The 19548-nt window shown below is 68.2% G+C and carries 19 protein-coding genes; 10 read left to right on the top strand and 9 right to left on the bottom strand.

Translation table 11 applies throughout. The features are described from left to right. Nucleotides 1-249 precede the first annotated feature (249 nt). The gene (locus tag ACZ6SF_RS12810; protein ID WP_466062207.1) at nt 250-1626 is read left to right on the top strand and encodes an MFS transporter; all 1377 of its coding nucleotides are present in this window, start codon (nt 250-252) and stop codon (nt 1624-1626) included. Nucleotides 1627-1690: 64 nt separating this feature from the next. Here ACZ6SF_RS12810 and ACZ6SF_RS12805 read toward each other — a convergent pair whose 3' ends face one another. Beyond that, complete coding sequence (locus ACZ6SF_RS12805) at nt 1691-2701, bottom strand: Rpn family recombination-promoting nuclease/putative transposase (RefSeq protein ID WP_466062206.1); 1011 nt, start codon at nt 2699-2701, stop codon at nt 1691-1693. 60 nt (nt 2702-2761) lie between these two features. Continuing rightward, the gene (locus tag ACZ6SF_RS12800) at nt 2762-3367 is read right to left on the bottom strand and encodes an SACE_7040 family transcriptional regulator (protein ID WP_466062205.1); all 606 of its coding nucleotides are present in this window, start codon (nt 3365-3367) and stop codon (nt 2762-2764) included. 92 nt (nt 3368-3459) lie between these two features. On the opposite strand from ACZ6SF_RS12800, the gene ACZ6SF_RS12795 reads away from it, so the two are divergent. From ACZ6SF_RS12795 to ACZ6SF_RS12770, 6 genes are all read left to right on the top strand, one after another. Further along, the gene (locus ACZ6SF_RS12795) at nt 3460-5079 is read left to right on the top strand and encodes a carboxyl transferase domain-containing protein (RefSeq protein WP_466062204.1); all 1620 of its coding nucleotides are present in this window, start codon (nt 3460-3462) and stop codon (nt 5077-5079) included. A gap of 5 nt (nt 5080-5084) precedes the next feature. Further along, complete coding sequence (locus ACZ6SF_RS12790) at nt 5085-7157, top strand: acetyl/propionyl/methylcrotonyl-CoA carboxylase subunit alpha (protein WP_466062203.1); 2073 nt, start codon at nt 5085-5087, stop codon at nt 7155-7157. A gap of 38 nt (nt 7158-7195) precedes the next feature. Then, nucleotides 7196-8356, top strand: a complete 1161-nt coding sequence (locus ACZ6SF_RS12785; RefSeq protein ID WP_466062202.1) for an acyl-CoA dehydrogenase family protein — start codon at nt 7196-7198, stop codon at nt 8354-8356. Nucleotides 8357-8400: 44 nt separating this feature from the next. Next, nucleotides 8401-8883 (top strand): MaoC family dehydratase, encoded by a 483-nt coding sequence (locus ACZ6SF_RS12780; RefSeq protein WP_466062277.1) that lies wholly within the window; start codon nt 8401-8403, stop codon nt 8881-8883. 27 nt (nt 8884-8910) lie between these two features. Beyond that, the gene (locus ACZ6SF_RS12775; protein WP_466062201.1) at nt 8911-9738 is read left to right on the top strand and encodes an HpcH/HpaI aldolase/citrate lyase family protein; all 828 of its coding nucleotides are present in this window, start codon (nt 8911-8913) and stop codon (nt 9736-9738) included. 271 nt (nt 9739-10009) lie between these two features. After that, nucleotides 10010-11953, top strand: coding sequence for an acetoacetate--CoA ligase (locus ACZ6SF_RS12770; RefSeq protein WP_466062200.1), 1944 nt, complete (start codon nt 10010-10012; stop codon nt 11951-11953). Nucleotides 11954-11982: 29 nt separating this feature from the next. Here the strand turns inward: ACZ6SF_RS12770 and ACZ6SF_RS12765 are convergent, their stop codons facing one another. The 4 genes from ACZ6SF_RS12765 to ACZ6SF_RS12750 form a co-directional block, all read right to left on the bottom strand. Beyond that, complete coding sequence (locus ACZ6SF_RS12765; protein ID WP_450000448.1) at nt 11983-12135, bottom strand: hypothetical protein; 153 nt, start codon at nt 12133-12135, stop codon at nt 11983-11985. A 407-nt stretch (nt 12136-12542) separates the two neighbouring features. Then, on the bottom strand, nt 12543-13001 hold the full coding sequence (locus ACZ6SF_RS12760; RefSeq protein ID WP_466062199.1) for a hypothetical protein: 459 nt from the start codon (nt 12999-13001) through the stop codon (nt 12543-12545). A gap of 487 nt (nt 13002-13488) precedes the next feature. After that, on the bottom strand, nt 13489-13980 hold the full coding sequence (locus ACZ6SF_RS12755) for a phosphotransferase-like protein (RefSeq protein ID WP_466062198.1): 492 nt from the start codon (nt 13978-13980) through the stop codon (nt 13489-13491). Nucleotides 13981-14122: 142 nt separating this feature from the next. Next, nucleotides 14123-14545 (bottom strand): MerR family transcriptional regulator, encoded by a 423-nt coding sequence (locus ACZ6SF_RS12750; protein ID WP_466062197.1) that lies wholly within the window; start codon nt 14543-14545, stop codon nt 14123-14125. 54 nt (nt 14546-14599) lie between these two features. Here ACZ6SF_RS12750 and ACZ6SF_RS12745 point away from each other — a divergent pair, with 54 nt between their 5' ends. Together ACZ6SF_RS12745 and ACZ6SF_RS12740 are read left to right on the top strand one after the other, a co-directional pair. After that, nucleotides 14600-15571: an SDR family NAD(P)-dependent oxidoreductase gene (locus tag ACZ6SF_RS12745; protein ID WP_466062196.1), complete on the top strand. Its 972-nt coding sequence runs from the start codon at nt 14600-14602 to the stop codon at nt 15569-15571. A 203-nt stretch (nt 15572-15774) separates the two neighbouring features. Next, the gene (locus ACZ6SF_RS12740) at nt 15775-16113 is read left to right on the top strand and encodes a hypothetical protein (RefSeq protein ID WP_466062194.1); all 339 of its coding nucleotides are present in this window, start codon (nt 15775-15777) and stop codon (nt 16111-16113) included. A 56-nt stretch (nt 16114-16169) separates the two neighbouring features. Here ACZ6SF_RS12740 and ACZ6SF_RS12735 read toward each other — a convergent pair whose 3' ends face one another. Next, nucleotides 16170-16505 carry a transcriptional regulator gene (locus ACZ6SF_RS12735; protein ID WP_466062193.1) on the bottom strand — a complete coding sequence of 112 codons (336 nt, stop codon included), beginning with the start codon at nt 16503-16505 and terminating at the stop codon, nt 16170-16172. Next, nucleotides 16502-17227, bottom strand: coding sequence for a hypothetical protein (locus tag ACZ6SF_RS12730; RefSeq protein ID WP_466062192.1), 726 nt, complete (start codon nt 17225-17227; stop codon nt 16502-16504). The genes ACZ6SF_RS12735 and ACZ6SF_RS12730 overlap by 4 nt, the downstream gene beginning before the upstream one ends. Before the next feature lie 174 nt (nt 17228-17401). Here ACZ6SF_RS12730 and ACZ6SF_RS12725 point away from each other — a divergent pair, with 174 nt between their 5' ends. Beyond that, complete coding sequence (locus ACZ6SF_RS12725) at nt 17402-18586, top strand: alpha/beta hydrolase family protein (RefSeq protein ID WP_466062191.1); 1185 nt, start codon at nt 17402-17404, stop codon at nt 18584-18586. Here the strand turns inward: ACZ6SF_RS12725 and ACZ6SF_RS12720 are convergent. Then, nucleotides 18567-19517: an esterase/lipase family protein gene (locus tag ACZ6SF_RS12720; protein ID WP_466062190.1), complete on the bottom strand. Its 951-nt coding sequence runs from the start codon at nt 19515-19517 to the stop codon at nt 18567-18569. The two genes, ACZ6SF_RS12725 and ACZ6SF_RS12720, sit on opposite strands and share 20 nt — an antisense overlap. Between the last annotated feature and the right edge of the window lie 31 nt (nt 19518-19548).

Here is a 19548-nt window from a genome sequence, read left to right as displayed (position 1 = left end):
GTCGCCGCCCCGGCTGATACCGGCCTGATACGGACCTGACGCACGCGCTGATACGGGTCGGCCGGGCCGAACCCGCTACTCGGCAGGGGCCTCGACGGCAACCGTCGGCCGCCGCGGACAACCCGGTCCCGCTCATCGGGCACCCGCCGGATCAACCCGGCCGAATCGCCTCTGACGGACGGCGCCCGGGGTGATACTCGCCTGTGACCCCGGTGCCGTTGCGGGGTCGGAGCGTGTGAGGAGCTGGCGATGAGCGTGGACGATTCGACCGTGGCAGACGGGAACCCGCCTTCGGAACGGCGTGGGTTACGCCGGGTGGTCGCCGCGTCCATGGCGGGGACCGTGGTGGAGTGGTACGAGTTCTTCCTGTACGGCACCGCGGCGACGCTGGTGTTCAGCAAGATCTTCTTCCCGGCATCCGACAGTGAACTCGACGCGATCCTCAAGGCGTTCCTCACCTACGCCGTCGGATTCGCGGCGCGTCCGCTGGGCGGCCTGGTATTCGGGCATTTCGGGGACAAATACGGTCGCAAGCGGCTGCTGCAGTTCAGCCTGATCCTGGTGGGGGCGTCGACCTTCCTGATGGGTTGCCTGCCGACCTACGGTCAGATCGGCTATCTGGCGCCGGCGCTGCTGGTGGCGCTGCGGTTCCTGCAGGGATTCGCGGTCGGCGGGGAATGGGGCGGCGCGGTACTGCTGGTGGCCGAGCACAGCCCGAACCGCAGCCGCGGCTTCTGGGCCAGCTGGCCGCAATCCGGGGTGCCGGGCGGTAACCTGCTCGCCACCCTGGTGCTGCTGGCGCTCACCTCCACCCTGTCCGACGACGCGTTCCTGTCGTGGGGCTGGCGGGTCGCGTTCTGGCTGTCGGCGGTGGTGGTGCTCGTCGGGTACTACGTGCGCACCAAGGTGAGCGACGCACCGATCTTCACCGCCGCGCGGCAGGAGGCCGAACAGGTGCGGTCCTCGTCGTTCAGCGCGGTGGAGGTGCTGAAACGCTACCCGCGGGGCGTATTCACCGCGATGGGACTGCGGTTCGGCGAGAACATCATGTACTACCTGGTCGTCACCTTCACCATCACCTATCTCAAGGTGCAGCACGATATGAGCACCTCCGACATCCTGTGGTGGCTGCTCGCCGCGCACGCCGTGCATTTCGTAGCGGTCCCGCTGGTGGGCGCGCTCACCGACCGGGTGGGCCGGCGGCCGGTCTACTTCGCCGGCGCGGTGGCGGCGGGCGCCTGGGGTTTCGTCGCCTTCCCGATGATGGACACCGGCAACGGCTGGATCATCACCGCCGCCATCATGCTCGGACTGGTCGCGCACGCCTTCATGTACGCGCCGCAGCCGGCGATCATGGCCGAGATGTTCCCGACCCGGATGCGGTACTCGGGGGTCTCACTCGGCTATCAGGTGACCTCCATCGTGGCGGGTTCGCTGGCCCCGGTGATCGCGGTGAAACTGCTCGACGAATTCGATTCCGCGGTACCGATCGCGCTGTACCTGGCGGCAGCCGCCGCGGTGACCGCCGTCGCGGTCCTGGTGGTGCGGGAAACCAAGGGCTTCGACCTGGCCGATATCGACCGCGCCGACGCCGCTCGCGAGAAGGCGGCGGCCGCCCGGGCCTGACCCCTGCGAACCCCAGGCACGGGGAAGCGGCGGCCGGGCCCCGCGACCAGCGGAAGCTCCGCGTTCAGTCGAACAGTTCGTCGAGGGTGGCAGCGGTCAGCACCCGCGCCGTCCAGATCCGGACTCGAGCGGGATCGGCCGAACGGATGCGGTCCGTAGCCGCAGCGGGCAGTACGCCGAACTTCACTGCCGCCAATTCGAGCAGCGCTTCGACGCGGCCGCGGGCTTCTCCGCGGACTTCCCCGCGGGCTTCGATCATGTCTGCTGTGGTCACTATCGCCTCCTTGGCCCGTGGGCCGAGTTGTTCGAAAACCGTCGCGAGGTCGGTCTCGGTGGTTTCACCGACGGTCATGAGGTAGGTCAGGACGGTCAGGTAGTCGCCGAGGGGGTCCGGCCCGGATTCCAGGGCGCGTAGGTCTTCGAGCCAATCCAGCATATCGTGTCCGAGGGTGGTGTTCCTGGGAGCGATCCGCTGCAGGACCAGCAAGATCCTGGTCGCGGGAGTGAGGTCGCGCTCACGGAGCGCCCGGGGGTCGAGGGCGGCGATATCGTCGAGCAGGAACCGCAGCCGGGGCAGGTAGGGGTCCAGCGCCCGGCGGGCGGCGGGGTCGAGATCGAGCAGGTCGGCGAGTTCGGTGGGGTGCTGGGGTGACCAGGGATTGCCGTCGGCGGTGTTGTGGACGACCAAGGGGATGATCACGGGCAGGGTGGCGGTCTTGCCCGCGCGGTGTGTGCGGTGTGCGCGATCGTTGTCCGTGAGGTGCTGGCGCCAGATCGCGATCATGTATTCGAGCATGCGGAAGGCCATGAAGCGATCGCTGCTGGATTGGTGCTCCATCAGGATGTAGATGTAGGCGGGGTGGCCGTCGAGGCGGGTGCGGAACAGCAGGTCGCTGAAGCGGTTGCGCAGGTCGGGGTGGACGTAGCTGCCGGGCTGGAGTTGCAGGGCGGGCCAGTCGATGCGGGTGGTGATCGCTTCGGGTAGCACCGCGCGCAATTCCGAAGCCGCGTTCGTCGCGCGGGCCATGACCTTTCGGAAGTAGGCGTCGTGCGGGTTGGACCGCTGCTCGGACATGGCCGCGACCCTACGGCGGGACTATGACACGCGGCGGTGGCGTGGGATCGGCTCCGCGCCTCAGTGCGGCATCGGGCCGGTCAGGGCGGTCAGGGCCATCGCGCGCAGTACCGGGCGGGTGTCGGCGCGGACCGGGCCCACACTGTGCGGGGTGGAGTTGAGCAGTCCGAAGGCGGCGTGGGCCTGGACGCGGGCGGTGTCCTCAGCGAGTTCCGGGGTGAGCGCGCACAGCACTCCCACCCAGATCTCCACGTAGCGGCGCTGGGTGCGCCGGACCTCGCGGCGGGCCGGGAGCGGGACATTGTCGAGGTCGCGGTCCTGGATGCTGATCAGCTCGGGTTCGCCGAGCGCGAAGTCGAGATGGAATTCCACGAGGCCGGCCAATGCCCGCCGCGGGTCGTCCGCACCGGCGACGACCGCGCTGCCACCCTCCAGCAACCGGCGGCTCACCCCCACCAGCAGCTCGACCAGGAGCGCCTCTTTGTTGGGGAAATGCCGGTAGACGGCGGGGCCGCTGATCCCTACCGCGGCGCCCAGGTCGTCGAGGCGCATCCCGAGGTATCCGCGCTCGGCGATGAGCCGCGCTCCGGCGGCCAGGAGTTGATCGCGACGCTGCTGCTTCAGCTGTTCGCGACGTGTCGGGGTGGCAGAATCGGGGCTGGTCACCCGCACTCCTTTCCTAGACTCTGGACAACTCGGTTAGTCAAGATTAACCTCAGTTTCAGTTATCAGCGATTAACTCAGATGGCAGGATGACGATGACCCGTACTGCGAGCCCCGTGCCCGCCGCCAGGCCCGCCGGCGACAACCGCACGGCGAATCTGGCCTTGGTCGAGGAGTTGCGCAGCCGGCTGGCCGAGACCGCGCGTGGTGGTCCGGAGAAGGCGCGGCAACGCCATATCGACCGCGGCAAACTGCTGCCGCGTGAGCGGGTGGATCAGCTGCTCGACCCCGGCAGTCCGTTCCTGGAGCTGTCGCCGCTGGCCGCGGACGGGATGTACGGCGGTGATTCGCCGGGTGCGGGGATCATCACCGGGATCGGGCGGGTCGCGGGGCGTGAGTGTGTGATCGTCGCCAACGATGCCACGGTCAAGGGCGGCACCTACTACCCGGTGACGGTGAAGAAGCATCTGCGCGCCCAGGAGGTGGCGCTGCACAACAATCTGCCGTGTGTGTACCTGGTCGATTCCGGCGGCGCGTATCTGCCCGAACAGGACGAGGTGTTCCCCGACCGCGAGCATTTCGGCCGCATCTTCTACAACCAGGCCACCATGAGCGGCCGCGGGATCGCGCAGATCGCGGCGGTACTCGGGTCGTGCACCGCGGGCGGGGCCTATGTTCCGGCGATGAGCGACGAGGCGGTGATCGTGCGGGATCAGGGCACGATCTTCCTCGGCGGCCCGCCGCTGGTGAAGGCCGCCACCGGTGAGGTGGTCACGGCCGAGGAACTGGGTGGCGGCGCGCTGCATTCGCGGACCTCGGGGGTCACCGACCATCTGGCCGACGACGACCGCGACGCGCTGGCGATCGTGCGCCGTATCGTCGGCACACTCGGCCCGCGCCCGGAACCGGCCTGGCAGGTACAGCCGGCCCGCGAACCCGCGGCACCGGTCGAGGAGCTCTACGACGTGGTCCCGGCGGATCTGCGCACGCCCTACGATGTGCGCGAGGTGATCGCCCGCATCGTCGACGCCGATACCACCGGCGCGGCCGGATTCCATGAATTCAAGGCCGAATACGGCACCACCCTGGTCACCGGGTTCGCCCATATCCACGGGCACCCCGTCGGGATAGTCGCCAACAACGGCGTGCTGTTCAGCGAATCCGCCATGAAGGGCGCCCATTTCATCGAACTCTGCGATAAGCGCGAGATCCCGCTGCTGTTCCTGCAGAACATCACCGGGTTCATGGTGGGCCGCGATTACGAGGCCGGCGGGATCGCGAAACACGGGGCGAAGATGGTGACCGCGGTGGCCTGCGCGCGGGTGCCGAAACTGACCGTGGTGATCGGCGGCTCCTACGGCGCGGGTAACTACTCCATGTGCGGGCGCGCCTACTCACCCCGGTTCCTGTGGATGTGGCCGAATGCCCGGATCTCGGTGATGGGCGGCGAACAAGCGGCGTCGGTGCTGGCCACCGTGCGCGGCGACCAGCTCGACGGTAACGGGCAGCCGTGGAGCGAGGCGGACCAGGAGAAGTTCAAGGAACCGATCCGGCAGCAGTACGAGGCCCAGGGCAACCCCTACTATTCGACCGCGCGACTGTGGGACGACGGGGTCATCGACCCCGCCGATACCCGCACCGTGCTGGGACTGGCTCTCTCGGTATGCGCGCAGGCGCCGCTGGAACCGGTCTCCTACGGCGTCTTCCGGATGTGAACACGATGCTGAACTCGAATCATCCCCTCCCGTTCGACACCGTCTTGGTGGCCAATCGAGGTGAGATCGCCGTCCGGGTGCTGCGCACCCTGCGGTCGATGGGCCTGCGGTCGGTCGCGGTGTACAGCGACGCCGACGCCGGGGCCGCGCATGTGCGCGCCGCCGATATCGCGGTGCGGCTGGGTCCGGCACCGGCCCGGGACAGCTATCTGAACATCGGGAAGGTGGTGGACGCCGCGCGCCGCACCGGCGCGCAGGCGGTCCATCCGGGCTACGGATTCCTGTCCGAGAACGCGGGTTTCGCGGCGGCACTCGAGGCCGCGGGGATCGTGTTCCTGGGGCCGCCGGCCGCGGCCATCGAGGTCATGGGCGACAAGATCGCCGCCAAGACCACGGTCTCCGCTTCCGGTGTGCCGGTGGTACCGGGGATCGCGGAGCCGGGTCTCACCGACGCGGCGCTGATCGCGGCGGCGGCCGAGGTCGGCTACCCGGTGCTGGTGAAACCGTCCGCCGGTGGCGGCGGTAAGGGGATGCGCCGGGTCGACGACCCCGCCGATCTGCCCGCCGCCCTGGTGAGCGCCCGGCGGGAGGCGGCTTCGGCTTTCGGCGACGACACCCTGTTCCTGGAACGTTTCGTCACCCGGCCTCGCCATATCGAGGTGCAGATCCTGGCCGATACCCACGGCGCCGTCCTGCATCTGGGCGAACGGGAATGCAGTCTGCAGCGCCGGCATCAGAAGGTGATCGAGGAAGCGCCTTCGCCACTGCTGGACGCGGCGACGCGGGAGCGGATCGGCGCGGCGGCCTGCGCCACCGCGCGCAGCGTCGACTACGTGGGCGCGGGCACGGTGGAGTTCATCGTCTCCGCCGACCGGCCGGATGAATTCTTCTTCATGGAGATGAACACCCGGCTGCAGGTGGAACATCCGGTCACCGAACTGGTCACCGGATACGACCTGGTGGAATGCCAGGTCCGGATCGCGGCCGGGCAGCGGATCCGCGCCGCGCAGGAGGAGATCCGGCTGCACGGCCACGCGATCGAGGCGCGGGTCTACGCCGAGGATCCGGCCCGCGATTTCCTGCCCACCGGCGGCACGGTCCTGGATCTGGTGGAACCGGCGGGACCGGGCGTGCGGGTCGATTCCGGACTCGCCGTGGGCACCGTGGTGGGCAGTGACTACGACCCGATGCTGTCCAAGGTCATCGCGCACGGGCCGGACCGCGAGACCGCCCTGGCCGCCCTGGATCGCGCGCTCGCCGATACCGCGGTCCTGGGCGTGACGACCAATATCGACTTCCTGCGGTTCCTGCTGGCCGATCCCGATGTGGAGGCGGGCCGGCTCGATACCGCCCTGCTGGACCGGCGGGCCGGTGATTTCCGGGCCGCGCCGGTAACCGACGAGATGTTCGCGGCCGCCGCCGTGTACCGGTGGCTGCGGCGCTGGCCGGCCGGACCGTCCGATCCCTGGGATTTCCCGACCGGCTGGCGGATCGGTTCCGCCGCGCCGACCCGGATCCGGCTGGCCGGCGGAGACCGGATCGCCCACGTCTCCCTCACCGGGACGCCGGACTCGGCGGAACTACGGGTCGAGGACGCCGGCCCGATCGCGCTCACGGCCGAATTCGACGCCACGGAAATCGATGCCGCGGTGCGCACCCGCACGGTATCGCTCACCCTCGACGGGATCCGGCGGCGCTACCGGATTGCGGAATCCGGCGCCCAGCTGTGGCTCTCCGGTGAGTCCGGGGTGGCGCTGCTGCGGGAACTGGCCGAGGAATCCGTCCGTGCCGGTGACGCCGCCGCCCACGACGCCGAGATCCGCAGTCCCATGCCGGGAACCGTGCTCGCCGTCGCCGCCGAACCCGGCGCCGCGGTGGTCGCGGGCGCACCGGTCCTGGTCGTGGAGGCGATGAAGATGGAACATTCGCTGACCGCGCCGCTGGCGGGCACCGTCGAGATCCTGGTGGCCCCCGGCGACTCGGTCCGGTTGGACGAGGTGCTCGCGCGGGTGCATCCCGAGCCCGCGGCCGAGAGCGACACCGAGACCGCCGCACCCGCCGAGACCGCATCGGCCTGAGCGTGCGCACCCCGACCCCGAGAACGAGATGAGGCACAGTGACCGATTTCCTGTCCACCGGCACACTGCCGGACCACTACCGCGATCTGGCGCTGACCGTCCGTGATTTCGCGAACCAGGTGGTCGCACCCGTCGCGGCGAAACACGATGCCGAGCACAGCTTCCCGTACGAAGTGGTCGCGGGCATGGCCCGGATGGGCCTGTTCGGGCTGCCGTTCCCGGAGGAATACGGCGGGATGGGCGGCGACTATTTCGCGCTCTGCCTGGCCCTCGAGGAACTCGGCAAAATCGACCAGAGCGTCGCCATCACCCTCGAGGCGGGAGTATCGCTCGGCGCCATGCCGATCTACCGGTTCGGCGACGAGAAGCAGAAACAGGAATGGCTGCCGCGGCTGGCGAGCGGGCAGAACCTCGGCGCCTTCGGCCTCACCGAACCCGGAGCGGGCAGCGACGCCGGCGGCACCCGCACCACCGCCGTCGAGGACGGCGACAGCTGGGTGATCAACGGCAACAAACAGTTCATCACCAACTCCGGAACCGATATCACCGCCCTGGTCACCGTCACCGCGGTAACCGGGCAGACCGGCGGGAAGAAGGAGATCTCCACCATCCTGGTGCCCACCGACACCCCCGGTTTCACCGCCGAACCCGCCTACAACAAGGTCGGCTGGAACGCCTCGGACACCCATCCGCTGACCTTCGCCGACGTCCGGGTCCCGCAGGAGAACCTGCTCGGCGAACGCGGCCGCGGCTACGCGAACTTCCTGCGCATCCTCGACGAGGGCCGCATCGCCATCGCGGCGCTGTCGGTGGGCGCCGCCCAGGGTTGTGTGGACGAATGCGTGCGCTACGCCGGAGAACGCGAGGCGTTCGGCAAGACGATCGGCAGCAATCAGGCCATCGCGTTCAAGATCGCCCGGATGGAAGCCCGCGCCCATACCGCCCGCACCGCCTACTACGACGCCGCCGCGCTCATGCTGTCCGGCAAACCCTTCAAGAAACAGGCCGCCATCGCCAAACTGATCGCCAGCGAAGCGGCCATGGACAACGCCCGCGACGCCACCCAGATCTTCGGCGGCTACGGATTCATGAACGAATACCCGGTGGCCCGCCACTACCGGGACAGCAAGATCCTCGAAATCGGCGAGGGCACCACGGAGGTACAACTCATGCTGATCGGACGGGAGCTCGGCCTGTGAGCGGCGAGAAGATCACCAAGGACGTCGAACACGACATCAGCGATCTGAAACGGGTGGTGCAGACCGGCCTGTGGTTCGAGGAGCTGGAAACCGGGGTCCTCTACGAGCACCGCCCCGGCCGCACCATGACCGAGACCGACAATGTGCTGTTCAGCACCCTCACCATGAACACCCAGGGCCTGCATATCGACAAGGCTTTCAGCGACGCCCAGGAACCGTTCCACGAGCGGCTGGTCAATTCGCTGTTCACCCTCGGCACCATGATCGGGCAGGCGGTGGCGCATCTGACCCAGGGCACCACCGTGGCCAACCTCGGCTTCGAGGAGGTGAAGTTCCCGGCGCCGCTGTTCCACGGCGACACCGTGTACACCGAGACCGTGGTGCTGGACAAACGGGAATCCAAGAGCCGTCCCGGCCAGGGCGTGGTGACCTTCCGGCATGTGGGCCGCAACCAGCACGGCGCCGTGGTCGGGGTGGCCGTACGCCACGCCCTGATCCGCCTGCGCCCGGCGGCGGACCCGGCCTGAATCCCGACCGGCAAGGAGGAAATACCGATGACCAACAGCCCGGACCCCACCTGGCAATCCCCCGGTCCGGCGTGGCTGTTCTGCCCCGCCGACCGCCCCGAGCGCTACCGGAAGGCCGCGGATGCCGCCGATGTGGTGATCCTCGATCTCGAGGACGGCGTAGCGCCCGCCGATAAACCCGCCGCGCGCAAGGCCCTCGTCGACACCCCGCTCGACCCGGAAACCACCGTGGTGCGTGTCAATCCGGCGGGCACCCCCGAGCACGACCTCGATCTGCAGGCCCTGCGCGAAACCTCCTACCGGCTGGTCATGCTGCCGAAGACCGAGTCCATCCACCAGGTCACCGGCCTGTCGGAGTACCAGGTCTTCGCATTGATCGAATCTCCGCTCGGTGCACTGGCCATCCAGCAGATCGCCGCCGCGCCCAATACCCGCGGCGTGATGTGCGGAGTGGAGGATCTGGTGGCCGCCATGGGCGGCACCGGCACCCGCCGCGCCGACGGCACCTACCGCGATGTGGCGCGGCATCTGCGCAGCACCGGCCTACTCGCCGCCAAGGCCCACCAGCGCCTCGCCCTGGACATGGTGTACCTGAACATCAAGGATCTCGACGGCCTGCGCGCCGAGGCCGAGGACGCCGTAGCGGTGGGTTTCGAGATCAAGGTCGCGATCCACCCGTCCCAGCTCCCGGTCATCCGCGCCGCCTATGCCCCATCGGAGGACGAAATCGCCTGGGCCCGAGGCGTTCTGGAGGCCGCACCCAACCATCGCGGCGTATTCGCCTACGACGGCAAGATGGTGGACGCGCCCCTGCTCCGTCACGCCGAACAACTGCTACAACGAGCCCGCCCATGACCACCCCGCCGTTTCACGCCCCACACAACCATGTGTCCGAACACCCCCAGAACCGGTCAACCGACCATTACAGTGACGTAGGCCCGCCCCTCACCCCACACGCATTTCCCATCTCCCTGATGGTCACACCCATGGGCGGGGCCCGCCCCGGTTCTGGAGCGACCAGAGGGAGGGAGCGCAGCGACCGACCGGCGGGAGTGAAGAACCGGGGTTAATAGGGCCCCGCCCTCGAGCGGCGGAGCCGCTCCATCCATACAGAAGGGTTACACCGGTGGAACCTCAGTGGGTACCGACCGAACGGGATATCGACGATGCCCGGGTCACCGATTTCGCCCGCTTCGTCACCGCGCGGTCCGGTGCCGCACTACCGGATTATCGGGCGCTGTGGCAGTGGTCTGTGGACAACCTGCCCGATTTCTGGGGTGCCGTCTGGGACTATTTCGAGCTGGGTCCGGTCGCCGGTGACGTACTCCCGTGCCCGGAGATGCCCGAGGCCCGCTGGTTCCCCGGGACCACCCTGAACTACGTGGATCGCGTGGCCGCGCAGGCACGCACCGACCGGCCGGCGGTTCTGCAGGTGACCGAGGGTTCCGATGAGGTCGGCGAGACCTCCTGGGCCGAGTTGCTCACCCGGGCGGCCGCGTTCGCGCGGACGCTGCGTGATCTGGATGTACGTCCCGGCGACCGGGTGATCGGCTATCTGCCGAATATCACCGAGACCGTGATCGCGTTCCTCGGTACCGCCGCCATCGGCGTGGTCTGGAGCGCCTGCGGTCAGGACTACACCGCGAAGGCGGCGCTGGACCGGCTGGGCCAGCTCGAACCGGTGGTGCTGGTGACCGCCGACGGGTACCGCTACGGCGGGAAAACGCATGACAAGAGCGCGGATATCGCCGCGTTGCGGGACGGGTTGCCGAGCCTGCGGGCCACGGTCGTGGTGCCCCGGCTGGGAGTGGAGATCCCGGACAGCACCCCGTGGGCGGCGGCCGCGGACCCCGCCGGTGATCCGGTGCTCGACACCGAGACGGTGGAATTCGCGCATCCGCTGTGGATCGTGTTCTCCTCCGGCACCACCGGTCTGCCCAAGGGGATCGTGCACGGGCACGGCGGGGTGGTCCTGGAACATCTCAAGGCCGTTGCCCTGCAGTCGGATATCGGCCCCGGCGATACCTTCCTCTGGTACACCAGCCCGAGCTGGATGATGTGGAATTTCCAGGTCGCGGGCCTGCTCGCGGGGGCGACCATCGTCTGTTACGACGGCAGTCCCGCGCATCCGGCGCCGGATTCGCTGTGGGAGATCGCGGCCCGGACGGGTACCACGGTGCTCGGTACCAGTCCCGGTTATGTGCTGGGTTGTATGAAGGCCGGATCGGTTCCCGCCTCCGATCACGACCTGTCGGCGCTGCGGATGATCGGTATCACCGGATCGTCGCTGCCTCCGGCGTCGTCACTGTGGTTGCACGAGAACGCGGGTGGGGTGCCGGTCGCGTCCATCAGCGGCGGCACCGATGTGGTCTCGGCCTTCGCCGGCGGGGTCCGCACGGTGCCGGTGTGGCCGGGTGAGTTGTCGGCGCCGTATCTGGGGGTCGCGCTGGATGCCTTCGACGAGGTGGGGCAGTCGGTGCGCGGCGAGGTCGGGGAATTGGTGGTGACCGCTCCGCTGCCGTCGATGCCGGTGCGTTTCTGGAACGATCCGGAGGGCCATCGGTATCACGACGCCTATTTCGACACCTATCCCGGGATCTGGCGGCACGGGGATTGGATCACCCTCACCGGCCGCGGCAGCGTCGTGGTGCACGGGCGGTCCGATTCCACGCTCAACCGGCACGGTATCCGGATGGGCAGCGCCGATATCTACCAGGCCGTCGAACGTTTGCCGGAGATCGCCGAGGCGCTGGTGATCGGTGCCGAACAGCCCGACGGCGGTTACTGGATGCCGCTGTTCGTGGTGCCGGCGCCCGGCGTCGAGCTGACCGACGAGCTGCGCGACCGCATCAAGGAGGTCATCCGCACCGAGGTCTCACCACGGCATGTGCCCGACGAGATCCTGGCCGCGCCGGCCGTCCCGCACACCCGGACGGGTAAGAAACTCGAGGTCCCGATCAAGCGGTTGTTCCAGGGCGCCGACCCGGCGCGCGTGGTGGAACGCAGCGCGGTCGACGACCCCGACCTGCTCGACTGGTACACGGGCATCCGGCCGCCCGGCGACCGCTGATACCGCCGCACGGCGATACTCGATCTGTGTCAGGGGCGTTGCATGAACGCCACCAGGCAGGCCTCCCTGGCGTTCGCGTTGTCGACACTGCGTTCGACCACGCTGACCAGTGTCCACCCCTGGGATTTGAGCAGTTCGATTCCGTCCAGCAGGTGGACGACCGGATCGAAGATGACAGGCATGTTGCTCCTGGCAACTCTGCGGTACTCCACACGCGGTGGGGTGCTCAGAGCCAGGGTGCTGCGCGGATAGAAGCGCAAATCGACCGAGCCGTCGAGTACTGCGAGCACACTGAAGACCGGTCCGGGCGCGGGAGCATTCACGCCTCCATCATCCTCAACGTTTATCCCCCGGATATCGGGCTGTTGTCCCGGGCACCTCGGTGCTCAACACAGCCTCCTGATCAGGGGCTGCATCGATATCCGGCCTGAATTTCGGCGGTGGCTACCGGGACCTCTGGTTCTGGGAGCCGAACGCCTGAGGCCACCGAACAAAACGAGAACCGGCCGGCTCACATCTGGCCGGTTCTCGCGGTTTCCGGATCACACGCTGCGCAGCAGCCGCGCTGCCGGCCGGCGCTGCCCCAGGGTTATCCCAGGGCTACGGTCTCGGTCGTGGTGGTGGCGTGCAAGATCTCGAGCCGGCTCAGATCCTCGGCGTCGGGCGGCAGGTTCGCGAAGGCTGCGGTGATCTCGACCATTTCGCCGCTGTTGTAATGCGCAGTGAGTTCCCAGCCATCGCCGTCGCGGATATTGTTATCTTTCGGGCCCTCCCCATAGTCGTAGTTCAACGACACGTCGACCTTCGTCTGCCGAGATTCCCCGTCACAGGTCACCTCGATGGCCACACCCTCGTCCTCGAACCGGACGATTTTGCCTTCCGGGCTTCTGAACCATTCGGATTCGACCCTGACCCACAGCGCGTTCGCCTGGCCCGGTTCGCAGACGTAGGTGATCTCGGCGTTGACCACCGCCCATGTCTCGGCAGTGGCGCGTCCGATCCATATGTCGGTCGTTGCGCCGGCCGGTCCGGCCACGTTGACCAGCACAGCTCCGGTCAACGCAAGTATCGAAGCGAAAAGTGTTCCACGAACCACAGTTTGTGCCTTTCAGTACGGGTCAGGTAGTGGGACAGATCGTTCGAGCGGGCAGCAGCCTACCCCCATCGGTGTTTGCCACCCATTTGCCCTAGCTAGGGGGCTGTGACTCGCCGGCACCACCCCAGCTTTGGGGCCTGTTGCCCGAGCGCGTCGAGCCCGAAGTCGCTGTTCCGCCATGGCCGCGGTTCATGCGTGGGTGTGGCCTACCGTGAGTCACTGGACAACGAGTTGCCCCGGGCTCGTGTCCACGACCGCGAGTTCGAACCGTAAAGACATGTCTGGGATCCTCGGGTACCCGCCGACTCTGGAGCCGTCTCGTCTTGGTTTCGGCAAATTGCGTGTTGTGCTCCGTGACTTCGAGTGCCGCGAGCGGGCGCGGCGGTGACGACGGTGGAGTCGGCGGTCGTCGGCCGGTGCTGCGCTGTTCGTACGCGGGCTACTGGTGTCGCAGGATGGTTCCGGCCAGGGCGGCGGGTGTTGCTGTGGTCGTATCGACCGTCATGTCGTAGGCGTAGCCGTGGTCGTGAACGGTATGGAAGTGACCGCGTGCCAGTCCGATCGGGTGACGTCGGTCCAGTTCTCGCTGTTCGGCTACAGCCAATGGGCAGGTGACGGCGACGATCTGAACATGCAGACCGGACAGGGCGTCCATCCAGATCGGCAACAGGTCCGGGGTCAGGAGCATCTCGTCGATGACCAGATCGTCGGCGTCGTGGCCGGTGCGGTCATACCAGAATCCGTCGCGGCTGAGCGGAGTGTCACGTCCACCGCCCCAGTTCGGTGGCATCAGGCCGAACAGGGTGTCTATTCCCCAGTAGACGAACGGGGTGTCGCTCTCGTCCTGGATGGCGCGGGCAAGGGTGGTTTTGCCTGTACTCGATGTCCCGTTGAGGAGGATTACTCGACGTCGCCGTCCCGTGTTCGGCATCCGACCACACTATCCAGCCGCTCGGTGTGTGCTCCCGGGCTCGCCCTGTCGGTCCAGCGGCCGATCGGCCGCGAACTGTCATATCGGCAGACGAGGGTCGGTGGGATCTGCCTACGACTACGGGCAGGTCCGCACGCTTGCCTCAGGCTGTCGGGTCCCAGAGTCCGTCGGCTTCGCCGCGGGCCAGGTGTTCGGCGTAGACGCCGACCTTCCAGGCGATGACGGATCGGCATTCCTCGAGTGCCTGGATCTGTGCGTCGACGCGCTGTCGATGAGCGTCGAGCAGGTGCAGGCGTTCCGCCTCGTTGCCCGGTCCGTGGCGTACGAGTTCCGCGAAGTGCTCGAGATCGGCGAGCGGCATACCGGATTCACGAAGTTTGACGCATATCTGCAGCCATTCGACATCGAAGGTGGTGTAGCGGCGTCGACCACCCGACGTGCGCTGGACCGGGCCGACGAGCAGGCCCTTGCGCTCGTAGAAGCGCAGCGCGTGCACGCTCAGCCCGGTCCGCTCGGCCACCTCGCCGATGCTCAGCGACCGCCCCGCAGCCTCGGTGGTTGCCATGCCGTTCACCCCTGGACTTGATCTAGACTTCGCTCTAGATCGTAGCGTCCACGCATGACCGTTTCTGATCAGCACCCGCTCGGCTCACCCTTCTCCGCTGCCACGACCGCCGAGGAAATCGTGGCCGGCCTGGACCTTTCCGGCATGACCGCGGTGGTGACCGGCGGCTACTCCGGGCTCGGCCTGGAAACCACCCGGATTCTGGCGGACGCCGGAGCCCGGGTAATCGTCCCCGCCCGCCGCCCCCACGTCGCCCGCGCCGCTCTGGAGGAGGTGAAGAGCTGCGAGGTCGTCCCCATGGACCTGACCGACCTCGACAGCATCCACTCGGCCGCCGCGCATATCAGCGACCGTATCGACCGGCTCGATCTCTTGTTGGCCGTCGCCGGTGTCATGGCCACCCCGGAGCGGCGCGTCGGGCCCGGCTGGGAAGGCCAGCTCGCCGCCAACCACTTCGGACACTTCACCCTCGCCTGCGAGCTCTACCCGCTCCTGGCCGCCGCGGGCAGTGCACGCGTCGTGGTGAACAGCTCCGCCGGGCACACCTTGACCGGCATCCGCTGGCACGATCCGCACTTTCGCACCGGCTACGACCGGTGGCTGGCCTACGGCCAGGCCAAAACCGCCAACGCGCTGTTCGCCGTGCACCTCGATATCCTCGGGCAAAGCGACGGGGTCCGGGCGTTCAGCCTTCACCCCGGCAAGATCATCACCGGCCTCCAGCGGGAGATGACGCTCCGCGAGCAGATCGACCGCGGGTGGGTGGACGAGCACGGCAATGTGATCGGCGCGGACTTCAAGACTCCCTCTCAGGGGGCAGCCACCGGTCTGTGGGCTGCCACGTCCCCGCTCCTCGAAGGCCGTGGCGGGCTCTACCTGGAAGACTGCGACGTCGCCCGCGTTTCCGCCCCCGGCAACCCCATGGATGACGGCGGTGTACGCGCGTATGCCATCGATCGCGAGGAGGCCTCCCGGCTCTGGGACCTGTCTGTCGCCGCGACCGGCGCCACGCCGATCAGTCGATGAGCCCGCGCACTCCGCAGATGCCGCGCGGCGTGCCGCCGCGGGTGGGCCGGTAACCGATCCCGACTCTGCGCGTATGCCGCACTTTTTCATCGGGAAGCCCGCTCATGATGCCCTGCCGAACATTAGGGTCTGAAAGTAACAAGAGGTCCTGGTGTAAGCGATACGGAGCCAACGGGTTCCGTATCCATTCTCGAGGAGACTGCGTGAAATCGACTGTCAAATACCTGCTCACCGGTGTGGCCGCGGCCGCGGCGCTCACCTTCACCGGCGCGCCACAGGCGATGGCGTATCCGGTCGGCCCGTGGGGGGTCGAAGGGCCCTGCGAGGGCCTGGCACCGAACCAGTGTCCCTACAGCCATTCCGAGGACGGCCTCACCTGGTCCTATCGGGGGCATTCCTCCCACTACGACAAGATGGGCAACTACGTCTGCAACACAAACCCCTGGGAAGCGGTCCCCGGCGCCTACTGCAACGCGGTGATGACCCTGGTGCGTGCGCTGCCGCCGATGCCGATCGGCGGCCTGCTCGGCGGCCAGAGCTGACCCACCGGCTCCGGCAGCGGATGCGGGGCCGCGGCCCTCGACGGTGAACCGCGCCGTCAGGCGAGCCCGGTCGCCGGGCGCCCCGCGACGGGAAGCTCCACCCGGCTGATGATTCGTTTCAGCCGGGTGATCTCCTCGCTCAGGGCTTGCTCACCCGCTGTGGTCAGGTGGACCCAGGTGCGGCCGCGCCTGCCTTCGTAGCCTTTCTCGATCTCGACCAGCCCGGCCTCTTCCAAGACGGTCAGGTGCCGGGACAGGTTGCCCGTGGTCAGCTCCAATGTGGTGCGCAGGAAACCGAATTCCACGCGCCGGGCCTCGTGGGCGATGGTGAGGATGCCCAGCCGGACCCGCTGGTGCACGATATCGTCGAGGCCGCTGGTCGGGTGGGTCATATCCGGCCCCGCTCGGCGAGGGCGAAGCCGGCACCACCCAGCAGCAGCACACCGGCCGCGGCGATCAGGCCGGGGAGGAAGCCCCACACCGGGCCGAAACCCGCCGCGGCGTTCAAATCCAGATCGCGCGTGCCGATCCCACAGGCCAGAAGCGCGATCACTGTGTAGCCGAGAGCGAACGCCAGCAACGCCGCGTTGCGTTCCAGCCGAGCCAATACGAACAAGGTCAGGCCGATCGACAGCAGCGGTACCATCCCCACGGCGACCGGGCCGGCCGGGAACCGGCCTGCGAGGTCGAGTTGATGCGCCCAGGCGGCGGTGACGCCGCACGCCAGTCCGGCGCCGATCCCGGAACCCACATACGGCAGGATCCGGGCCCCTACCCCACGACTGCGGGCGCGATGGAGATAGACCGCGGCGATCGCGGTGTAGGCCAGGACGAAGGCGACGATCCAGTAGATCCCGGCCGGTCGCCCCTCGACCTGAACACAGGTGCCCTGGTGGATGATCTGCACCCCGCCCCGCGCGCCCAGCACCGGATCACAGGTCACGACCCGGCGGCCCAGGCGATAGAACGGCACCGCGGCCAGCACCACCATCCCGAGCAGTACCAGCGGGAACCAGGTATTGCGCTGCGCGAGCCGAACCCGGCGCGTGAGGTCGCGGGTGGTCGAGAGCGCCTGCCGTGCCGCTGCCACCGAGGCATCCGATTGATCTGTCATGCAAGTAGATTTGCATTACAAACCTATTTTGGCAATGTCGTGCCGCCCTTCGATTTCCGGTCGCAGATGCGGGGAAACACCCGTCGGCGCCGCGGACGCCGACCAGGATCTCGGGGGCAGTACAGGTGATCGCCCCGATGTGTGCGCAGCCCATGCGGTTCTAGGTTCTCGTGTATGACCGCTACTTGCCTGCTGCGCCGGGTCGGCGCGCTGGTGATCGCCCTGCTGCTGGCCGGTGTGCCCGCCGCCGCGTCCGCGGAGCCGGTTCGTTTCGGCCTGCCCGCGCCCACCGGCCCGTATCCGGTCGGTTTCGTCGATCTGCACCTGGTCGACCCGAGCCGGGAAGACCCGTGGATACCCGGCCGTGTGCGGGAATTGATGATCACCGTGCGCTATCCGGCGCGGCCGAACACCGCACCGAAGGCGCCGTACATGACCGCCGGGGTCGCCGCAGCCGTAGCCGCCGGTGATTCCGGCAAACTCGGCGTCGAGCCGAGCCTGCTCGACTACCGCTTCCCCACCCACTCCGGAATCGCCGCGCCCGTGGCAGCGGGCCGCCGGCCGGTCCTGCTGTACTCGCCGGGGGCGACCCTGTCGCGCGCACACGGCACCACACAGATGGAACAACTGGCCAGTGTCGGCTACATCGTCGTGGCGATCGACCACACCCACGAAGCCGAAGCCGTCGAATTCCCCGGCGGCCGCGTCGCGCGCAAAGCCCTGCCGGCGCCCACCATCGACGTTTCCAAACGCCTGATCGCCACCCGCGTCGCGGACATCCGGTTCGTCCTGGACCAGCTGGAACTGCTGGCGGCCGGTGTCGACCGCGACGCCGACGGCCGGGCACTACCGGCCGGGCTGAACACGAGCCTCGATCTGTCCAGGATCGGCATGTTCGGCCACTCCGGTGGCGGATTCACCACCGCCGAGACCATGTTCGCCGACCAGCGCATCAGCGCGGGCGCCGACCTCGACGGCAGCATGGCCTACTCCCAAACCGCCCGCGACTTCGGCCGAGCCGCCGACGAAGGCCTGGACCGACCCTTCCTGCTGATGAGCGCCGGCGACCACGGTCTCGACACCGACGCCTCCTGGCAACAATTCCTCACCCACCACCGCGGCCCGCTCTGCCGGGTCCACCTACCCGACGGCGAACACTTCGGCTACACCGACTACCAAACACTGCTCCCCCAACTGGGCCGCGCCGCAGCAGAGTTCATCGGCACCGTCGACCCCGCCCACAGCCTCGCCGTTCAACACCACACGCTGCGAACCTTCTTCGGCACCCACCTACCCCAGGTCGCCTTCGAGGCGCCTTCCATCGCCCGACCCTCGACCCCTAGAACGGACTGCCGCTGAACGGCGCCGCCCGGTCACACGGCACGGGCCGGGGGTTGCCGGGGTCGAGCGCGTTCAGGACGAAATGGGCGGCGCGCCGGGAGCCGGCGATTCCCGCGTGCTCGGTGTAGTCGGTCTCGCATCCGTCCTGGACGACGATGTTGCGGACGTTCGCACCGCCGGGCGGCATACTCGCCGCGTAGGGCACGACGAGTTCGTCGTAGCGGGTCGCGATATTGGTGTATCGGATCTCCGGCAGGTAGAAACCGCCCGCCCCGACCATCCGCAGGAACGGTGACCCGGGGTCGAGTTCGGCGCAGGCCCGGCACAGCGGGATCCGGTCGGCCGGGATACCGAGACGGCGCACCAGCGGCAGGATCAGATCGGTACCGGCCAGGGTGGTTCCCCGCCACGCGGGCGCCAGCGAGACATAGTTCTCGATCTTGTCCCGGCCGCCCAGGTATTTCGCGTAGTAGGCGGGCACGATGGTGCCCTGCGAATGCCCGACCACATCGACCTTCGCGGCGCCCGTGGCTCGCAGGACCGAGTCGACGAAGGCGCCGAACTGCCAGGCGCTGTCGGTCATGAGTCCCATCCCGCCGACCGCGGTGGCGGGCCAGGGCAGTCCGGGGATCGCCCCGTAGGTCGGCGCGAAAACGCAATAACCCTCGTTGGCCAGCAGTGGGACATAGGTTCCCCAGTTCGTCTGCTGGGAGCCGCCGGTGCCGTGCACCAGGATCACCGGGTTCGGGTGCCGCGCCGAGGGCTTGCACCCGAAATCATTGGAGCCCGGGAGCGATCCGCCGGGGTCGGTGAGTTCGGCGGGGATACCGGAGAAGAAGTCGTAGGAAACCGGCAGCGCTCGCGCATGAGCCGGGCCGCCTGTCCCCAGCAGTCCCGCGACCAGCGCGGCCACGGCGGTCAGAGTGACGACGATGCCCCGGTGTCTCATACGCCGGAAACCTAGCAAATGCTTGGCCCCC

Source organism: Nocardia sp. NPDC049935 (genome assembly GCF_055586645.1).
Note: the sequence above shows the minus strand (reverse complement) of the source record. Positions and strands in the feature narration are given on the sequence as shown.